Source organism: Nonomuraea salmonea (genome assembly GCF_042428605.1).
GTDB classification, from domain to species: domain Bacteria; phylum Actinomycetota; class Actinomycetes; order Streptosporangiales; family Streptosporangiaceae; genus Nonomuraea; species Nonomuraea salmonea.
On record NZ_JBHMCF010000011.1, the window covers coordinates 746,359 to 762,326 of the forward strand.

Here is a 15,968-nt window from a genome sequence, read left to right on the forward strand (position 1 = left end):
GGGGGCTCTCGGCGTCCTCCGGATGGCCGGATCTGCAAGGAACGTGTCATTGACGCCATCCGTGGGCCGCGACCAGCATGAAGGCATGCAGCGACGAGTCCTCATCGTCGTCTTCCCCGGTTTCCAGCTGCTCGACATGGCCGGGCCGGCCGACGTCTTCGGCACCGCGACCCTGATCCGCCGCGACGCCTATCAGGTCGAGGTGGGGTCGGTCTCCGGCGGCCACGTCACGGCGGGCAACGGGGTGCCGGTCGTGACCAGGCCGCTCGCCGAGGTCACCGAGCCCGTGGACACGCTGCTGGTGGCGGGCGGGCCCTCCGTACCCGAGCGGCTGGCCGACACCGCGCTCGTCGGGCAGATCGCCCGGCTCGCGGGGGGCGCGCGGCGTACGGCGTCGGTGTGCAGCGGCGCGTTCCTGCTCGCCGAGGCCGGGCTGCTCGACCGCCGCCGCGCCACCACGCACTGGCTCGTCGCCGACGACCTGCGCAGCCGCTACTCCGGCGTGGACGTCGACGCCGACCCCCTCTACATCGAGGACGGCGACGTGTGGACGTCGGCCGGCGTGCTGTCCGGCGTGGACCTGGCGCTCGCCCTCGTCGCCCGCGACCACGGCCACGGCCTGGCCAGGAACGTCGCCCGCGGCCTCGTGGTCTATCTGCACAGGCCGGGCGGGCAGAGCCAGTTCAGCACCGCCATGCGGGCGCTGACGCCGCGCAGCGAGCCGCTCAGGGAGCTGCAGGGCTACATCGACGCGAACCCGGCCGCCGACCTCAGCGTGCCCGCGCTCGCCGCGCGGGCCGGCATGAGCCAGCGGCACTTCTCCCGCGTCTTCACCGCCCAGACCGGCATGTCACCCGGCCGGTACGTCGAACGCAGCCGCGCCGACACCCCCAGGCGGCTCCTGGAGGTCACCGGGCTGCCGCTCGACGCGGTGGCCAGGGAGTCGGGGCTCGGCTCGCCGGAGACCCTCTACCGCGTCTTCAGGCGGCACTGGCGGATCTCACCCGGCGACCATCGGCGCCGGTTCCAGTCGAAGGAGAGGTAACTCGTCATGCACGTGGCCATCCCGCTCTATCCCCGCTTCACCGCGCTGGACGTGGCGGGGCCCTACACGGTCCTGTCCATGGTGCCCGGCTGCACCGTCACGCTCGTCGCCGCCGACCGCGGGCCCGTCGCCGACGACTTCGGCACGTTCCTGCTCGCCGCCACCGCCTCGTACGAGGAGGTGCCCGCCCCCGACGTCATCATGGTCCCCGGCGGCACCGGCACCCTGGACGTCCTTTCTGACGAAGCCCTGGTGAACTGGATCAGGCAGGCCCACGAGCACACCCGGTGGACCACGTCGGTGTGCACCGGCTCGCTCCTGCTCGGCGCCGCCGGCCTGTTGGAGGGCCTCCCCGCCACCAGCCACTGGGCCCTCCTCGACCTCCTCAAGCAGTACGGCGCCGAACCCGTCAGCACCCGGGTGGTGCACACGGGCAAGATCGTGACGGCGGCGGGGGTGTCGGCCGGCATCGACATGGCACTCACGCTGGTGGGCAAGGCCGTGGACGAGGAAACCGCGCAAAGCGTCCAGCTGGCCATCGAGTACGACCCCGAGCCCCCGTTCACGGCCGGCAGCCTCCAGACGGCCCCTGAAGGCATCCCCGACCGCGCCCTCCACCTCCTGACCCAAACCCCCTGACACCGCCACAGGCGGCCACCTCGAACCGCCGTCGCGCGAGACGATCACCCTGGGCCGCCGCCGAGCGGTGGGGTTGCCCACAGGGCGGCACCCAGGATCACGCCCTGACCGAGCCTCACCGGGCAGACGCTCAGCCTTCCTGCACCGCCCCGATGGGCAGCACGTCAAAGTGCACGATCACATGCCCCACCGCCGTCTCACCGGACCGTTCGAGCTCCACGGCGGACGGAACGGACCCCGCGCCGCCCGTCGCCCCTCCCGCTTCACCAAGGCTGCCGGGCCTCACCCCGCGGGCCACCGAGTCGCCCGCTCCCCCGGCCTGGGCCGTCTCCGCATCACGTCTGTCATCAGCAGCGACCCGGCCCTCAGCGCCTCCCGGCGCCTGAGCACTCCCCTCAGCGTCGGCGGCAGAGCCCGCCACGTCCTCGGGGCCGACGGATTCGGCTCTGCCGTCGGAGACCGCTCGGTAGCGTTCGAGCACCTCAAGAACCTCGTCCCGCATCCGCCCTGCCTCCTCGGGCGTGAGGCGGAGTGAGCGCCGGGCGAAGCCGCTGACCTGGTACCACTCCGCCGGCGCACGGTCGGCCACCTCGCGCCAGCGCGCCAGCTCGGCGCTGCGCTGGCGGATCAGGTCGTCCAGCAGGAATTCGAGCGCGCCGGCCGCCTCGGGATCGACGGGCTGGTCGCCGTAGGAGTAGCCGCCGGGGGTGATGCGCCAGTACTTCTCCTTGCCGCGTCCCATCCCGGCCACGACCTCGATCATCCCGTGCCGGGCCAGCTCACGCAGGTGGTAGCTGGTGGCGCCGGTGTTCTGGCCGAGGAGGGCGGCGAGGCGGGTGGCGGTGGAGGGGCCGTGTTCGTCGAGGAGCTCGTAGATGCGCAGCCGCAGCGGGTGGGCGAACGACTTGAGCGCGTTCGCGTCCAGCGTACGCGCCGAGTAGCGCTTGCTCGTCATTTGTGCAAACCTATCTTTGCAAAGAATCCTGTGCACACTTTCCCTTACACATTATCGGAGGGCGCCATGGCGGGCCTTGGCCGTTCGTTCGGCTTCCTGTGGGCGTCGACCGCGATGTCCAACCTGGCCGACGGCCTGCTCAAGGTCGGGGCGCCGCTGCTGGCCGTCTCGCTGACCCGCTCCCCCACCCTGGTCTCCCTGGTCGGCGCGGCCGCGACGCTGCCGTGGCTGCTGCTCGCGCTGCACGCGGGCGCCGTCGCCGACCGGGCCGACCGCCGGCGCGTCATGGTCCGGGCCAACCTGGTGCGCGCCGCGATCCTGGCCGGCGTCACCGCGCTGGCCGCGTCCGGGCTGCTCGACCTCTGGCTGCTGCTCGCCGCGGTGCTGCTGGCCGGGGTGAGCGAGGTCTTCGCCGACCTCTCGGCGCAGTCCGTGCTGCCGATGACCGTCTCCGGCCCCGACCTGACCAGGGCCAACGGCCGCGTCTCGACCGCCCAGATGATCGGCAACGACTTCGTCGGCGCCCCGCTGGCGGGCCTGCTCGTGGCCGTCGTCCCCGCCGTCCTGTTCGGCGCCCCGGCCATCCTGTACGCCGCCGCGGGCCTGCTCCTGCTGGGCATGCGCGGCACGTACGCACCGGCCCCGGCCGCCCGCGACCGGCCGATGCGGGCCGACATCGCGCAGGCGCTGCGGTTCTTAGGGTCACATCGGGTGCTGCGCGGCCTGGCGCTCACGGCCGGCGCGTGCAACTTCGCCAACGCCGCCTACTTCGGCGTCTTCGTGCTCTGGGCCGTCGGCGAGGAGTCGGCGATGGGGCTGCGGCCCGCCCAATACGGCCTGATGACCACGGCGTTCGCGGTCGGCGCGGTGGCCGGGTCGCTGCTGGCGGGCCGGGCGGCGGGGCTGTTCGGGGAGTTCCGCACGCTGCTGGGCGCCTGGCTGGTCAGCGCCCTGCTGCTCCTGGTGCCGGTGCTCGTGCCGTCCGCGTGGACGCTCTATCCCACCGCCGTGCTCTGGGGCGTGCTGGGCGCGGCGGGCAACGTCCTGGTGATCTCGGCGCGGCAGCGGCTGATCCCGGCCGAACTCCTCGGCAGGGTCAACTCGGCATACCGGCTCGTCGGCATGGGCGCGATGCCGCTGGGGGCGGCGCTCGGGGGCGTCGTGGCCGAATACGCCGGGCTTCCTGCCGTCCTCACCGGCGCGACTGGAGTATGTTTGTGCGCTGTCGGGCTGTTGTGGCGCGCTTTGTCAGATCAAATTTCTGAGCCTCTGACCAGCGCACCTACACTTTCCGACATATCCGGATCACGTTAGGCACCCAAGAGCCTGTGCCGAGGTGACATGATTATCCCCGAGCTTGAGGGGATGGTATGCGGGAGATCGGCGGACGGTACCTCCTGAACGAGGAGGCCGGTCGTGGGGGTATGGGAGTCGTCTGGAGGGCGTTCGATCAGCTCCTCCACCGTACGGTGGCGCTCAAAGAGCTGACCCTTACCGGCGAGGTCGAGATGGTGCGCCGCAGGGTGCTCCGCGAGGCCAGGATGGCTGCCGGGCTGACGCACCCCAACATCGTCACGGTGCACGACCTGATCGAGGAGAGCGGCAAGCTCTGGATCGTGATGGAATACCTTGACGGGCTCTCATTGCACCAGTTGCTCTCACAGGTGGGCACGCTGCCCGCGCAGTCGGTGGCGGCCATCGGCCAGCACCTGCTCGCGGCGCTGCGCACCGCCCATGAGGCGGGGGTGCTGCATCGAGACGTCAAGCCCGCCAACGTCATGCTGACGGGCGACCGCGTGGTACTCACCGACTTCGGCATAGCCACCGCCGAGGGCGACATCCGCATGACCACCTCGCGGCGGCTGCGCGGCACCCCGGCGTTCATGGCGCCCGAGCGGCTGCACGGAGGGCCGGCCAGCAAGGAAGCCGACATGTGGTCCTTCGGCGCCACCCTCTACAGCGCCATCGAGGGCCAGCCGCCCTACCCTGGCCAGGACGCCGCCACGGTGCTCGGCATGGCCCGCAGCGGCCCCTACCCGCCACCGCGCCGCGCCGGGGTCATGCGCCCCCTGATCGAGGGCCTCCTCCACCACGACCCCATCCGCCGCTTCACCCTTGACCAGACGGCAGGCCTCCTGGCCGGCATGCGCGCCAGCAGCTACCAAGCCGCCATCTGAGACGGAGCCGCCGACGCCTCGGCCCGATTGCCGTGGCCGAGGCGAGGTCAGGTGGGCGAAGAAGCAGCCATGAGCTGCGGGCGTCAGTCCTCCTTGTTGGCGCGGGCCTCGGCTTCTGCGGCGTCCATGGCTTCCGCTTCCTCCGGGGTGGGGGCGGTGCCGCCCAGGTGGGCGGGTTGCCACCAGACGCCGGGCGGCACCTCGGGGTAGGTGCGCTGGGCCTTGTCCACCAGCTCTGACAGGCGGCCGTGCAGGTCGGCGACGTGGTCGTTGACGTTCTCGCCGCGCTTGGGGTACATCGGCTCGCCCACCAGGATGGTCATCGGGACGTGCCGCTGCAGCAGCTTGCGGGGACGGCCCTTGGTCCACAGGCGCTGGCTGCCCCACATCCCGACGGGGATGATCGGGGTGCCGGTGGCCTGGGCCATGCGGATGGCGCCGTTCTTGATCTCTTTGACGGTGAAGGAGCGGCTGATCGTGGCTTCGGCGAACACGCCGACGACTTCGCCGGCCTTGAGCATGCGCAGGGCGGTGGCGTACGAGCCGGCCCCCGCGCCCCGGTCGACCGGGATGTGGTGCATGCCGCGCATCAGCGGCCCGGAGATGCGGTGCTCGAACACGTCCTGCTTGGCCATGAACCGCACCAGCCGCTTCGACGGCAACGCGGCGAACCCGGCGAAGATGAAGTCGAGGTAGCTGATGTGGTTGCTGACCAGCACCGCTCCCCCCGACCGCGGCACGTGCTCGGTCCCCTCCATGTGGAAGCGGATGTCGAGCACGCGAAAGAGGGTCCGCGCGGCGGCGATCACCGGCGGGTACACGATCTCAGCCATGAGCAGACGGTAACCTACTCAGGCGGGTTTGACGGACGTGGGGAGGCTGACCATCCCCCTCACGTTGCCGTGCGCGGTCCTGCGGATACCGCTCTCGTCGATGTCGTAGTCGGGCGTGACGGCGCGGGTGAGCTCCTCCAGCGCTACCCGGGCCTCCAGGCGGGCGAGCGGGGCGCCGAGGCAGAAGTGGCGGCCGGCGCCGAAGCTGATGGCGCGGCGGGTGTCGCGGGTGAGGTCGTAGACGCCGGCGTCGGGGAAGACGCTCTCGTCGCGGTTGGCGGAGCCGATCAGCAGCCACATCCTGGCGTCGGCGGGCACCCGGACGCCGTACCACTCGGTCTCGCGGGTGAGGCGGCGGGCGGTGCCGTGGGCGGGGGCGTCGTAGCGCAGCGTCTCCTCGGTCCACCGGTCGATGGCCCCGCCGAAGGCGGCGGCGCGCTGGCCGGGGTTGCGCCAGGCCCAATACCAGGCGGCGCTCAGCAGGTGGGCGGTGGTCTCGGCGCCGGCGCCGATAAGCAGGAAGAGGAACGCCACGATGTCGTCGTCGGTCAGCTCGTCGTCGGCGACGAGCACGGAGACGAGGTCGTCGCGGGGGGCGGCCCGGCGTTCGGCGATGATCGTACGGTAATAGCCCCCGAGCGAGAGCAGGCCCTTGACGCCCTCCTCGCTCATCGCGCCCGCGGGGCCGGCGTCGAACAGCGCGCCGGAGTCGCGCCGGATGTCCGCGCGGTCCGACGGCGGCACGCCGACCAGCTCGGCGATGACGTCGAGCGGCAGCCTGGCGGCGATGTCGCGGGCGAAGTCGAACGTGCCGTGTTCGAGGGCCCGTTCGATGTGCCCGCGGACGATCTGCCTGATCATGGGTTCGAGCGCGGCGACGCGGCGCGCGGTGAAGCCGCGCGAGACGGTGGCGCGCATGCGGGTGTGCTGGGGCGGGTCCATGGCGACGAACGACAGGTAGCCGCGGACGTGGGGACCCCAGGCGCCGGGGTCGAGCATGGGGCCGTGGTCGCTGGACAGCAGCTCGCTGTCGATCAGCGCGGCGGAGACGTCGGCGTGCCGGGACAGCGCCCAGAAACCGAGGCCGGGGTTGTGGTAGAGCGGTGCTTCCGCGCGCATCCTGGCGTAGACGGGGTAGGGCTCGTCGTTGATGGCCGGATCGTAGGGGCTGTAGACGACATCCACCCGGCCCACGTTATGACGCTTGCGCGGTCGTGAAAACGGGCAGATGTTTTGACCATGAAGAAGCTCATCAACACGGCTGGTTCCGTCGTTGACGACGCGCTGAACGGCATGGTCGCCGCCCACCCCACGCTGCGGGTCCGCGACAAGGTCGTCTACCGCGCGGAGGGGCCGCGGCCCGGCAAGGTGGGCCTGGTGTCGGGCGGCGGTTCGGGGCACGAGCCGCTGCACGCGGGGTTCGTCGGTTACGGCATGCTCGACGCCGCCTGCTGCGGCGAGATCTTCACCGCGCCGGTGCCCGACCCGATCATCGAGGCGACCATGGGCGTGGACGGCGGCGCCGGGGTGCTGCACATCGTCAAGAACTACACCGGCGACGTGCTGAACTTCGAGATGGCGGCCGACGCGGTCGAGGGCGTCGAGGTGGCGAGCGTGCTGGTGAACGACGACGTCGCCGTCGAGGACTCGCTCTACACGGCGGGCCGGCGCGGCACGGGCGCGACGCTGTTCGTGGAGAAGATCGCCGGGGCGCTCGCGGAGGAGGGCGCGCCGCTGGGCGAGGTCGCCGCGGTGGCGACGGAGGTCAACCAGCGCAGCCGCTCGTTCGGCATCGCCCTGACCTCCTGTACGCCGCCCGCCGCCGGCAAGCCCATCTTCGACCTGCCGGAGGCCGAGGTGGAGCTGGGCATCGGCATCCACGGCGAGCCGGGGCGCAGGCGGGTGCCGCTGGCGCCGGCGCGGGAGCTGGCCGACGTGGCGATGGACGCGATCCACGGTGACCTGCCGCTGCGGGGCGACCTGCTGGTCATGGTCAACGGCATGGGCGGGACGCCGCTGTCGGAGCTGTACGTGGTGTTCGCCGAGGTGGCGGCGTACATCAAGGGCAAGGGGGCGCGGGTGACGCGCTCGCTGGTGGGCAATTACGTGACGAGCCTGGACATGCAGGGCTTCTCGGTCAGCATCTGCCTGCTGGACGAGACGCTGGCCCGCCTATGGGACGCACCGGTCGAGACGCCGGGGCTGCGCTGGGGGCGATGATGGACACCGACCTGTTCGTGGCCTGGTTCGAGGAGAGCGCCAGGCTGATCCGCCGCGAACGCGACCGCCTGACCAGGCTGGACGCGGCGATCGGCGATGCCGACCACGGCACCAACCTCGACCGCGGCTTCTCCGAGGTCTGCAAGGCGCTGGCCGACGACCCGCCCGGCTCGGCCGCCGAGGTGCTGACGACGGCGGGCGTGACCCTCATCCGCCGCGTCGGGGGCGCGGCGGGGCCGCTCTACGGGTCGGTGTTCCGGCAGATGGGCAGGGCGCTGCCCGAGTCGCCGGTGACGCTGGCGGGGTTCGCGGCGGCGTTCGAGGAGGGCGTGGTGGCGGTCGAGCGGCTGGGCAAGGCCGCGCTGGGCGACAAGACGATGGTGGACGCCCTCGCGCCCGCCTCCCGCGCCCTGTCTCTGGCCGTACGCGACGGCGTCGGCGTACGGCAGGCCGTCGAGCAGGCGGCGCACGCGGCCAGGGAGGGCGCCAAGTCGACGATCCCGATGCAGGCGAAGAGGGGCCGGGCCAGCTACCTGGGTCCGCGCAGCATCGGCCACGAGGACCCCGGCGCGGCCTCCGCGGCCCTACTGCTGGAGGCGCTGGCGAGCGTGGTGGAATGAACGCCGCAAGCGCCCCCTCACGGCATGGTGCCGGTGAGCGGCGGGGCGCCGGGAGGTGGCGGGGGGCCGGGGAGGCGGTGCGATCGTTGGGCGGCGGGGCTCTGTGATGGTGGGCGTGGTGCTGGTCTCGCACAGCGCCGGGCTGGCGGCCGAGGCGGTGGCGCTGGCCCGGGGCATCGCGGGCCAGGACGTGCCGCTCGCGGCGGCCGGCGGAACGGCCGACGGCGGGCTCGGCACCAGCGTGGACGTCGTCGAGGCGGCGGTGCGCAGCGTCGACAGGGGGCGCGGGGTGCTGCTCATCCCCGACATCGGCAGCTCCGTGCTGACCGCCCGGCTGGTTGCCGAGGAGCACCGGGCGGTGGTGGCCGACGTACCGTTCCTGGAGGGGGCGATCGCGGCGGCGGTCACGGCGGGCGCGGGCTCATCCCTGACCGACGTACTGGCCGCGGCCGAGGAGGCCCGCACCTACCGCAAGTTCTGACGGCGGACGCGGGCTCACCCCCCGCAGCCGACAGGCTCGCCGCAGCCCAGAAGGCCCGCACCTGCCGCACGTTCTGGCAGCGGGCGCGGGCTCACCCCCGATCGAGGAGGCCCGCGCCTGCCTCGGTGTCAGTGGCCCTTGAAGGCCTCCTCCAGCCACCAGGAGCCGCGGTCGCGGGTCACCTTGGCGTGGATCAGGAGCGGGCGGTCACGAGGGCCGGAGAGCCAGGTCGAGACGTCGGCCAGGTCCTCGCGCCGGGTGACGGTCACGGCGGCGAGGCCGTGGCCGCGAGCGATGGCGGCCAGGTCGGCGGGTGGAAAGGTGACCGTGCCGAGCGGGTGGTCGTGCGGGCCGAAGTGGTGGACCTCGGCGCCGTACGCCTCGTCGTCGTACACGACGATCACCATCGGCAGCCCCAGCCGCACCACGGTCTCCAGCTCGGCGACCCCCATGAGGAAGCCGCCGTCGCCGAGCGCGGCGACGGGAAGCCGGTCGGGGCGGGCCAGCGCGGCGCCGACGGCGGTGGCGAGGCCGAGCCCGACCGACTGGAACGCCTGAGTGAAGCAGAACCCGTTCTCATCCGGCACGTCCATGAACATCGACGGATAGCCCATGAAGTTGCCGGAGTCGATGGACACGATGCGCTCGGCGGGCAGCAGGTCGTCCAGGCCGATGGTGAGCGTCCTGGGGTCGATGCGGCCGCCGTCGCCGCCGTCCTCGTACGGCACCGCCCGCCACCGCCCCTCGGCCCGGATCCGGCCGGCCAGCTCAGGCGTACGGTAACCGGCCTTCGCCGGAACGACGCCCGCCAGCACGGCGGCGACCTGGGCCACGTCGCCCACCACGCCGACGTCGGCGGGTACGTGGGTCTTGAGCGCGGCGGGTTCGAGATCGACCTTCGCCACCCGGGTGCCGGGCGAGACGAGGGACCCATGGCGGGTGGTCCACATGTTGAGCGCGCAGCCCCAGCCGACGACGAGGTCGGCGCCGCGGATCAGCTCGGCGGCCAGCGGGGTGGCGAAGCCGCCGGAGACGTCGAGGTTCCACGGGCTGCCCCGGAACAGGCCCCTGGCCACGGCCGAGGTGGCGAGCAGCGCCCCCGTGCGCTCGGCCAGCGCCTCCAGCTCGCGCCTGGCGTGCCGGGCACCGCGCCCCGCGATGAACACCGGCCGCTCGGCCGCCTCCAGCGCCGCGGCCAGCTCGCCCGCCTCGGCCACCGCCGAGGAAGCCTGAGACGCGGCGGCCAGCTCGCCCGCCGCGGCCTCCGCCGAGGAGGCCTGAGACGCGGCGGGCACCTCGACCGCACCCGTGTAAGGGGCGGACTGGACGTCGAGCGGCAGGTTGAGCAGCACCGTACGCCGCTCCCCCGCCGCCACCCGGTACGCCCGCACCGCCTGCGCGACCGCCTCGTCCGCGCTCGTGACGCGCATCGGCACCGCGCCCACCGCCGTGGCGAGCGCCGCCTGGTCGATGTGGAAGTTGGACTGCGCCTCGGTGGCCTCGCCGGCCAGCACGACCATCGGGGTGCGGCTCTTGGCCGCCTCGGTGATGCCGGTGAGCGCGTTGGTGAGCCCCGGCCCCTGGTGCACCGTGACGATGCCGGGCCGGCCGCTCATCCTCGCGTAGGCGTCGGCCATGGTGGCGGCCCCGCCCTCGTGGCGGGCGGCGACGAAGCGCGCGCCGGCCGCCACGAGGGCGTTGGTGACGTGGAAGTTGCCGCTGCCGACCACCCCGAAGACCGTCCCGGCCCCGCAGGCGGCCAGGGCGCGGCCGACGGCCTCGGCGACGATCAACGTTCCACCAGGGCGAGCACGCGGACGGGGCTGCCCGAGCCGCCGACGATGGGCAGCGGCGGCGCGACGACGACGGCGCCGGTGACGGGCAGCCGGTCGATGTTGCGGAGCTGGGTGAGGCCGTATTTCCCGGCGCCCAGAAGGAAGGAGTGGCAGGGGAAGGGCGGGTCGAAGGAGTGGGCGGCGCCCGCGTCGGTGCCGACGGTCTCGACGCCGATGCCCTGGATGGGCGCCTCGGAGGCGAGCCACTGCGCGCACTCGGAGGAGATGCCGGGCGTGTGCGGGCCGTTCTCGTCGGCGTTGAGGAAGGCGGCCTGGTCGGCGGAGCGGGCGTCCCAGCCGGTGCGGTAGAGCAGCCAGCCGCCCTCGGGGAGCGGGCCGTTGGCGCGTTCCCACTCCTTCACGTGGTCGATCTGGAGGAGGAAGTCGGGGTCCTTCGACGCCTCGGCGGCGAAGTCGAGCACGACGGCGGGCGCGATGAGGCTGCGGGCCGGCACCTGGGAGACGTCCTGGCCGTCGCGGGCGGTGACCCAGTGGACGGGGGCGTCGAAGTGGGTGCCCGTGTGCTCGCCTGTGTGGATGTCGTTCCAGTACCACGCCGGGCCGCGGTCGTCGTAGCGGCTGATCTCCTCCAGCTGGAACGGGATCGTGTTGGCGAACGGCTCGGGCAGCTGGAGGATCGGCGTCTCCGCGGTGAGGGGCGCGGTCAGGTCGATCACCTCGATCGCCCCGCTGCGCACGCTGTCCACGAAGCTCTGCAACACCGACATGTCTTCCTCCTTGGTAGGGCTGTGCGCATCCTCCTACGCTCGCCCTACCAGTGCCAACACCCGCGTCACGACTTCGTCCACTCCGCGCAGCCGCCGGTTTGGAAGGCCTTGTCCGTGGGCTGGACGGTGACGGTGGCGGCGCCCGTCGGCATGCCGGCCGCGATCACGTCGCCGCTCGCGCTGCGCAGCCGGGCCCAGTAGCACATGGTGAACCCGGCGGCAGGGCCGGTGGTGCGGTAGGTGCCGGGCTGGATGTCGGTGCCGACGTGGAGGGTACGCAGGGACATGGGGTTGGTGAGGGTCCCGCCGCCCGGCTGCGTCTGACTCGGCACGCTCTGGTCGGGCGGCGTCTGAGCGGGCGGGGTCTGTGCGGGCGGCGTCTGGGCGGGACCGGTGGGAACGGTCTGGGCAGGGCCGGTGGGAACGGTCTGGGCCGGATCAGTGGGGACGGGCTGCACGGGAGCGCTGCTCTCCACCGGAGCCGACGGGCTCGACTCGACCGTCACCGTCACCTTGGGCGCGGGCTCGTCCCCCGACGACGGCGACGTGGACCCGGCCCCGAATCCGACGAACACTCCCAGCAGGAACCCCAGCAGCGCGGCCAGCCCCGAGACGAGCACGATGATCGGCGGGCTGCTCGTCGCGCGCGGATATTGCGGGTAGTCAGGGGGAGGTGGCCCGTACATCACGGACCCAGCGTGCCACCCCTGTCAACCCATCCGGTCAGCACAGGCGGTCAGCGGTGAAGGTAGTCGACGAGCGACGCCTTCTCCGTCTCCAGCTCCTCGATGGCGCTCTTGACGACGTCGCCGATGCTCACGATGCCGATCAGCCGGCCGCCGTCGACGACGGGCATGTGGCGGAAGCGCTGGTTGGTCATCGTACGGCGCAGCGACTCGACGTTCTCGCCGGGCCCCACCGTGGTCACCTCGGTCGTCATGATCGAGGACACCGGGGCGTCGAGGATCGAGGCGCCGCGGTCGTGCAGCCGGCGTACGACGTCGCGCTCGGAGACGATGCCCTCGATGGTGACGCCGTCGGAGGAGACGACCACCGCCCCGATGTTGTGCTCGGCCAGCTCCGCGAGCAGCTCGCGCACGGTGGCGGCCGGTGACACGCAGGTCACGTGGCTGCCCTTGTTCCGAAGGATCGAACCGATGAGCATGTGCATCACCTCTGTCCCTCAGTGTTCCAAGCCCAGGTCCAGAGCAAACAGGCGTGTGGGGACGGAGTCAAGCGGTCCCGTAGGCTGCCTGCGTACGAACTCCGACATGTCACTCAGGGACCGTGAAAATGACCGAGGTGCTCAACACCGGTAGCCATGATCTGCCCGTCACCGACGAGCTGGCCGCGTTCATGCGGACGGGGTGGGCGGGCGAGCGCCGGGCCGGCATCGCGCCCCTGCCGATCGCGCCGTGGGCGGCCAAGCGGCGGGCCGCGCTGGCCCAGCGCTTCCCCGGCGAGCGGCTGGTGATCCCGGCGGGCACGCTGAAGGTGCGCAGCAACGACAGCGACTACCGGTTCCGTCCGCACAGCGCGTACTCGTACCTGACGGGGGCGGGCGAGTCGGACGACGTGCTGGTGATCGAGCCGTCCGGCGAGGCCGTCCTGTACGTCAGGCCGCGCGCCCCGCGCGAGGAGGGCCAGGAGTTCTACCGGGACCGCCGCTACGGCGAGTTCTGGGCGGGCCCGCGCCCCGACCTGGCGGAGGCGGCCGAGCTGTACCAGGTGGAATGCGCCCACATCCGCGACCTCGACCTGAAGGGCCCGGCGCGGGTGCTGCGCGGGGTGGACGCGTCGGTGGACGCCAGGGTCGAGCGAGGCGGCGGCGACGCGGAGCTGGAGTCGTTCCTGTCGGAGATGCGGCTGATCAAGGACGAGTGGGAGGTGGGCGAGCTGCGTTCGGCGGTGGACGCGACCGTGCGCGGCTTCGAGGACGTCGTGCGCGCCCTTCCCCAGGCGATGGGCCACCGGCGCGGCGAGCGGTACCTGGAGGGCGTGTTCGGGCTGCGGGCCCGCCTGGAGGGCAACGCGGTCGGCTACGACAGCATCGTGGCGTCGGGCTCGCACGCCTGCGTGCTGCACTGGATCCGCAACGACGGCCCGCTGCGCCGCGACGACCTGCTGCTGATGGACGCCGGCGTCGAGTCGGACACGCTCTACACGGCCGACGTCACCCGCACGTTCCCGCTGTCGGGCCGGTTCAGCGCGGTGCAGCGGCAGGTGTACGAGCTGGTCTACGAGGCCCAGACGGCGGCCATCGCGACGCTGCGGCCCGGCGCCCGCTTCCGCGACTTCCACCTGGCGGCCATGCGCGTCATCTGCGAAGGGCTGCGCGACTGGGGCCTGCTGAAGGAGCCGGCCGACACGCTGCTGGAGACCGGCCTCTACCGCCGCTACACGCTCTGCAGCAGCGGCCACATGCTGGGCCTCGACGTGCACGACTGCGCGAAGTCGCGGGCCGAGGTCTATCTGGACGGCGTGCTGGAGGAGGGCCAGGTGCTGACCGTCGAGCCCGGCCTGTACCTCCAGCCCGACGACCTGACGCTGCCGGAGGAGCTGCGCGGCATCGGCGTGCGCATCGAGGACGACCTGGTGATCACCGCTGGCGGTGCGGAGCTGCTGTCGGGCGGCCTGCCCCGCCACCCCGACGAGATCGAGTCGTGGATGGGCACGCTTCTGTAGTGGATCGCACACGTTTCGTGCGTGGCTGACAAGTTCGAACCGGGCTCTCATACCTTTTACGCAAATTCTCACCGGAGCATCGACTACTGGACAACCCGTCAGTAGGGTTGCCAATCCGTAGGCGGCGGAGGTGGTGATGGCCTGGTCCGGGTACGTCGGGCGCCGGGCCGGCGCGGCCCTCGGCCAGGTCGGTGAGCTGTTCGTCATCGTGCTGGAGGGCCTGCGCCGCAGCTGGGACGTCAGGCGCTGGTTCTGGGAGTTCGTCGACCAGTGCTGGTTCCTGGCCCGCGTCACCAGCGTCCCCGTGCTGCTGGTCTCCCTGCCGCTCGGCGCCACCGTCGCGTTACAGGTGGGCGAGCTGGCCCGGCAGCTGGGCGCCGGGTCGGCCACCGGCAGCGCGGTCTTCGTCGGCCTCATCCGCGAGGTGGCGCCGCTGGCCAGCGCGCTGCTGATCGCCGGGGCCGGCGGCAGCGCCATGACCTCCGACATCGGGGCCCGCCACATCCGCGACGAGCTGAGCGCGATGGAGGTCATGTCGGTCAACCCCGTCCACCGGCTGGTCACGCCGCGCATGTGGGCGGCCAGCACGATCGCGGTGTGCCTGTGCCCGCTGGTCATCGTGGCGGGCGCGGCCGGCGGCTACTTCTTCAACGTGGTGGTGCAGGGCGTCACGCCGGGCGCGTACTTCGACGGGGCGCTGTCGCTGGTGGTGGCATCCGACCTGTACGTGACGCTGCTCAAGGCGTGGATCTTCGGGTTCATCGCCGCGGGGGTGGCCTGCTACAAGGGCATGACGTGCGCGACCAGCCCGGTCGGGGTGGGGCGGGCGGTCAACCAGTCGACCGTGGTGACGTTCATGCTGGTGTTCACCTTCAACTACGTCATCTCGGCCGTGTACTTCCTGGCCTACCCGCCGAGGTCGCTGTGACGACGGCGTTGCGGGCCGCCGAGCGCTTCGCGTCCCTGTCCGACTGGCCGCTGTTCGTGGGCAAGGTGCTGTTCTACTGCGTCCGCGACGTCGTGCTCCGCCTCAAATACGGCAAGGTCGTGTTACGGCAGGTCAGCGACGTGGTGGTGGGCGTCGGCGCGACGGTCATCGGCGGCGGCATGATCTTCGTGGTGTTCACGATGGCCTTCGTCGTGGGCGCGACCGTGGGGCTGCAGGGCTACCAGGGGTTGCAGGCCATCGGCGCGGAGTCGTTCATGGGCCTGGTGGGCAGCTTCGCCAACGTCCGCGAGATCACCCCGATCATCGCGGCGACGGCGCTGGCGGCGCAGGTCGGCTCGTCGTTCACGGCGGAGCTGGGCGCGATGCGGATCTCCGAGGAGATCGACGCGCTGGAGGTGATGGGCATCAACGCCTTCACCTACCTGATCTGCACCCGCGTCGTGGCCGCGTTGCTGGCGCTGGTGCCGATCTACCTGATCGCGTTGTTCGCCAGCTTCTTCGCCACGCGGCTGATGTGCACGGTGCTGTTCGGGCTGGCGCCGGGCGTCTACGACTACTACTTCTACCTGTATCTGCCGGTCAGCGACATCGTGTTCAGCGTCGCGAAGGTCGCGGTGTTCGCGTTCGCGGTGATCGTCATCCACTGCTTCCACGGGTTCCACGCCACGGGCGGGCCGGTGGGCGTGGGGGTGGCGGCGGGCCGGGCCATCCGCCAGTCGATCGTCACGATCGTGCTGCTCAACCTGTTGCTGTCGTACCTGTTCTGGGGTGGCGGCGGCAACATCCCGCTGACGGGGTGAC

Annotated in this window: 17 protein-coding genes; 10 read left to right on the plus strand and 7 right to left on the minus strand. The window is 72.0% G+C overall.

Going from position 1 to position 15,968, the window contains the following annotated elements; translation table 11 throughout:
• Window positions 1-85 precede the first annotated feature (85 nt).
• Complete coding sequence (locus tag ACFFR3_RS13840; protein WP_379483226.1) at window positions 86-1,045, plus strand: GlxA family transcriptional regulator; 960 nt, start codon at window positions 86-88, stop codon at window positions 1,043-1,045.
• A 6-nt stretch (window positions 1,046-1,051) separates the two neighbouring features.
• Window positions 1,052-1,684 (plus strand): DJ-1/PfpI family protein, encoded by a 633-nt coding sequence (locus tag ACFFR3_RS13845; protein ID WP_364366355.1) that lies wholly within the window; start codon window positions 1,052-1,054, stop codon window positions 1,682-1,684.
• A gap of 130 nt (window positions 1,685-1,814) precedes the next feature.
• Here the strand turns inward: ACFFR3_RS13845 and ACFFR3_RS13850 are convergent, their stop codons facing one another.
• Window positions 1,815-2,639, minus strand: a complete 825-nt coding sequence (locus tag ACFFR3_RS13850; protein WP_379483227.1) for an ArsR/SmtB family transcription factor — start codon at window positions 2,637-2,639, stop codon at window positions 1,815-1,817.
• 66 nt (window positions 2,640-2,705) lie between these two features.
• Here ACFFR3_RS13850 and ACFFR3_RS13855 point away from each other — a divergent pair, with 66 nt between their 5' ends.
• On the plus strand, window positions 2,706-3,953 hold the full coding sequence (locus tag ACFFR3_RS13855; protein ID WP_379483228.1) for an MFS transporter: 1,248 nt from the start codon (window positions 2,706-2,708) through the stop codon (window positions 3,951-3,953).
• A gap of 56 nt (window positions 3,954-4,009) precedes the next feature.
• Complete coding sequence (locus ACFFR3_RS13860; RefSeq protein WP_364366346.1) at window positions 4,010-4,816, plus strand: serine/threonine-protein kinase; 807 nt, start codon at window positions 4,010-4,012, stop codon at window positions 4,814-4,816.
• 83 nt (window positions 4,817-4,899) lie between these two features.
• On the opposite strand, the gene ACFFR3_RS13865 is transcribed toward ACFFR3_RS13860, so the two are convergent.
• Window positions 4,900-5,649 carry a lysophospholipid acyltransferase family protein gene (locus ACFFR3_RS13865; protein WP_379483229.1) on the minus strand — a complete coding sequence of 250 codons (750 nt, stop codon included), beginning with the start codon at window positions 5,647-5,649 and terminating at the stop codon, window positions 4,900-4,902.
• 18 nt (window positions 5,650-5,667) lie between these two features.
• Window positions 5,668-6,834: a cytochrome P450 gene (locus ACFFR3_RS13870; protein WP_345401717.1), complete on the minus strand. Its 1,167-nt coding sequence runs from the start codon at window positions 6,832-6,834 to the stop codon at window positions 5,668-5,670.
• A 54-nt stretch (window positions 6,835-6,888) separates the two neighbouring features.
• Between ACFFR3_RS13870 and dhaK the strand changes: the two genes are divergently transcribed.
• The 3 genes from dhaK (at window position 6,889) to ACFFR3_RS13885 (ending at window position 8,970) form a co-directional block, all read left to right on the plus strand.
• Complete coding sequence (gene dhaK, locus ACFFR3_RS13875) at window positions 6,889-7,869, plus strand: dihydroxyacetone kinase subunit DhaK (RefSeq protein ID WP_364366337.1); 981 nt, start codon at window positions 6,889-6,891, stop codon at window positions 7,867-7,869.
• Window positions 7,866-8,489 (plus strand): dihydroxyacetone kinase subunit DhaL, encoded by a 624-nt coding sequence (gene dhaL, locus ACFFR3_RS13880; protein WP_379483230.1) that lies wholly within the window; start codon window positions 7,866-7,868, stop codon window positions 8,487-8,489. Before dhaK ends, dhaL begins: the two co-directional genes overlap by 4 nt.
• A gap of 118 nt (window positions 8,490-8,607) precedes the next feature.
• Window positions 8,608-8,970 carry a PTS-dependent dihydroxyacetone kinase phosphotransferase subunit DhaM gene (locus ACFFR3_RS13885; RefSeq protein ID WP_379483231.1) on the plus strand — a complete coding sequence of 121 codons (363 nt, stop codon included), beginning with the start codon at window positions 8,608-8,610 and terminating at the stop codon, window positions 8,968-8,970.
• A gap of 128 nt (window positions 8,971-9,098) precedes the next feature.
• On the opposite strand, the gene ACFFR3_RS13890 is transcribed toward ACFFR3_RS13885, so the two are convergent.
• From ACFFR3_RS13890 to ACFFR3_RS13905, 4 genes are all read right to left on the minus strand, one after another.
• Window positions 9,099-10,763 carry a thiamine pyrophosphate-binding protein gene (locus ACFFR3_RS13890; protein ID WP_379483232.1) on the minus strand — a complete coding sequence of 555 codons (1,665 nt, stop codon included), beginning with the start codon at window positions 10,761-10,763 and terminating at the stop codon, window positions 9,099-9,101.
• The gene (locus ACFFR3_RS13895; protein WP_379483233.1) at window positions 10,760-11,533 is read right to left on the minus strand and encodes a cyclase family protein; all 774 of its coding nucleotides are present in this window, start codon (window positions 11,531-11,533) and stop codon (window positions 10,760-10,762) included. Before ACFFR3_RS13895 ends, ACFFR3_RS13890 begins: the two co-directional genes overlap by 4 nt.
• A gap of 65 nt (window positions 11,534-11,598) precedes the next feature.
• Window positions 11,599-12,219 carry an Rv1352/Rv1906c domain-containing protein gene (locus ACFFR3_RS13900; protein ID WP_486348700.1) on the minus strand — a complete coding sequence of 207 codons (621 nt, stop codon included), beginning with the start codon at window positions 12,217-12,219 and terminating at the stop codon, window positions 11,599-11,601.
• Window positions 12,220-12,269: 50 nt separating this feature from the next.
• Complete coding sequence (locus ACFFR3_RS13905; RefSeq protein ID WP_345401696.1) at window positions 12,270-12,698, minus strand: CBS domain-containing protein; 429 nt, start codon at window positions 12,696-12,698, stop codon at window positions 12,270-12,272.
• Between the two features lie 128 nt (window positions 12,699-12,826).
• Between ACFFR3_RS13905 and ACFFR3_RS13910 the strand changes: the two genes are divergently transcribed.
• The 3 genes from ACFFR3_RS13910 (at window position 12,827) to ACFFR3_RS13920 (ending at window position 15,967) form a co-directional block, all read left to right on the plus strand.
• Entirely contained in the window at window positions 12,827-14,218 is a 1,392-nt protein-coding gene (locus ACFFR3_RS13910) for an aminopeptidase P family protein (RefSeq protein ID WP_364366319.1), read from the plus strand.
• A gap of 136 nt (window positions 14,219-14,354) precedes the next feature.
• Window positions 14,355-15,146 carry an MlaE family ABC transporter permease gene (locus tag ACFFR3_RS13915; RefSeq protein ID WP_364366316.1) on the plus strand — a complete coding sequence of 264 codons (792 nt, stop codon included), beginning with the start codon at window positions 14,355-14,357 and terminating at the stop codon, window positions 15,144-15,146.
• Window positions 15,143-15,967 carry an ABC transporter permease gene (locus ACFFR3_RS13920; RefSeq protein WP_364366313.1) on the plus strand — a complete coding sequence of 275 codons (825 nt, stop codon included), beginning with the start codon at window positions 15,143-15,145 and terminating at the stop codon, window positions 15,965-15,967. Before ACFFR3_RS13915 ends, ACFFR3_RS13920 begins: the two co-directional genes overlap by 4 nt.
• Window position 15,968: the final 1 nt, after the last annotated feature.

Bases quoted from the DNA above. Each gene is read 5' to 3' on its own strand.
- ACFFR3_RS13840 (WP_379483226.1), top strand. From the start codon at position 86: ATGCAGCGACGAGTCCTCATCGTCGTCTTCCCCGGTTTCCAGCTGCTC.
- ACFFR3_RS13845 (WP_364366355.1), top strand. From the start codon at position 1,052: ATGCACGTGGCCATCCCGCTCTATCCCCGCTTCACCGCGCTGGACGTG.
- ACFFR3_RS13850 (WP_379483227.1), bottom strand. From the start codon at position 2,639: ATGACGAGCAAGCGCTACTCGGCGCGTACGCTGGACGCGAACGCGCTC.
- ACFFR3_RS13855 (WP_379483228.1), top strand. From the start codon at position 2,706: ATGGCGGGCCTTGGCCGTTCGTTCGGCTTCCTGTGGGCGTCGACCGCG.
- ACFFR3_RS13860 (WP_364366346.1), top strand. From the start codon at position 4,010: ATGCGGGAGATCGGCGGACGGTACCTCCTGAACGAGGAGGCCGGTCGT.
- ACFFR3_RS13865 (WP_379483229.1), bottom strand. From the start codon at position 5,649: ATGGCTGAGATCGTGTACCCGCCGGTGATCGCCGCCGCGCGGACCCTC.
- dhaK (WP_364366337.1), top strand. From the start codon at position 6,889: ATGAAGAAGCTCATCAACACGGCTGGTTCCGTCGTTGACGACGCGCTG.
- dhaL (WP_379483230.1), top strand. From the start codon at position 7,866: ATGATGGACACCGACCTGTTCGTGGCCTGGTTCGAGGAGAGCGCCAGG.
- ACFFR3_RS13895 (WP_379483233.1), bottom strand. From the start codon at position 11,533: ATGTCGGTGTTGCAGAGCTTCGTGGACAGCGTGCGCAGCGGGGCGATC.
- ACFFR3_RS13900 (WP_486348700.1), bottom strand. From the start codon at position 12,219: ATGTACGGGCCACCTCCCCCTGACTACCCGCAATATCCGCGCGCGACG.
- ACFFR3_RS13905 (WP_345401696.1), bottom strand. From the start codon at position 12,698: ATGCTCATCGGTTCGATCCTTCGGAACAAGGGCAGCCACGTGACCTGC.
- ACFFR3_RS13910 (WP_364366319.1), top strand. From the start codon at position 12,827: ATGACCGAGGTGCTCAACACCGGTAGCCATGATCTGCCCGTCACCGAC.
- ACFFR3_RS13915 (WP_364366316.1), top strand. From the start codon at position 14,355: ATGGCCTGGTCCGGGTACGTCGGGCGCCGGGCCGGCGCGGCCCTCGGC.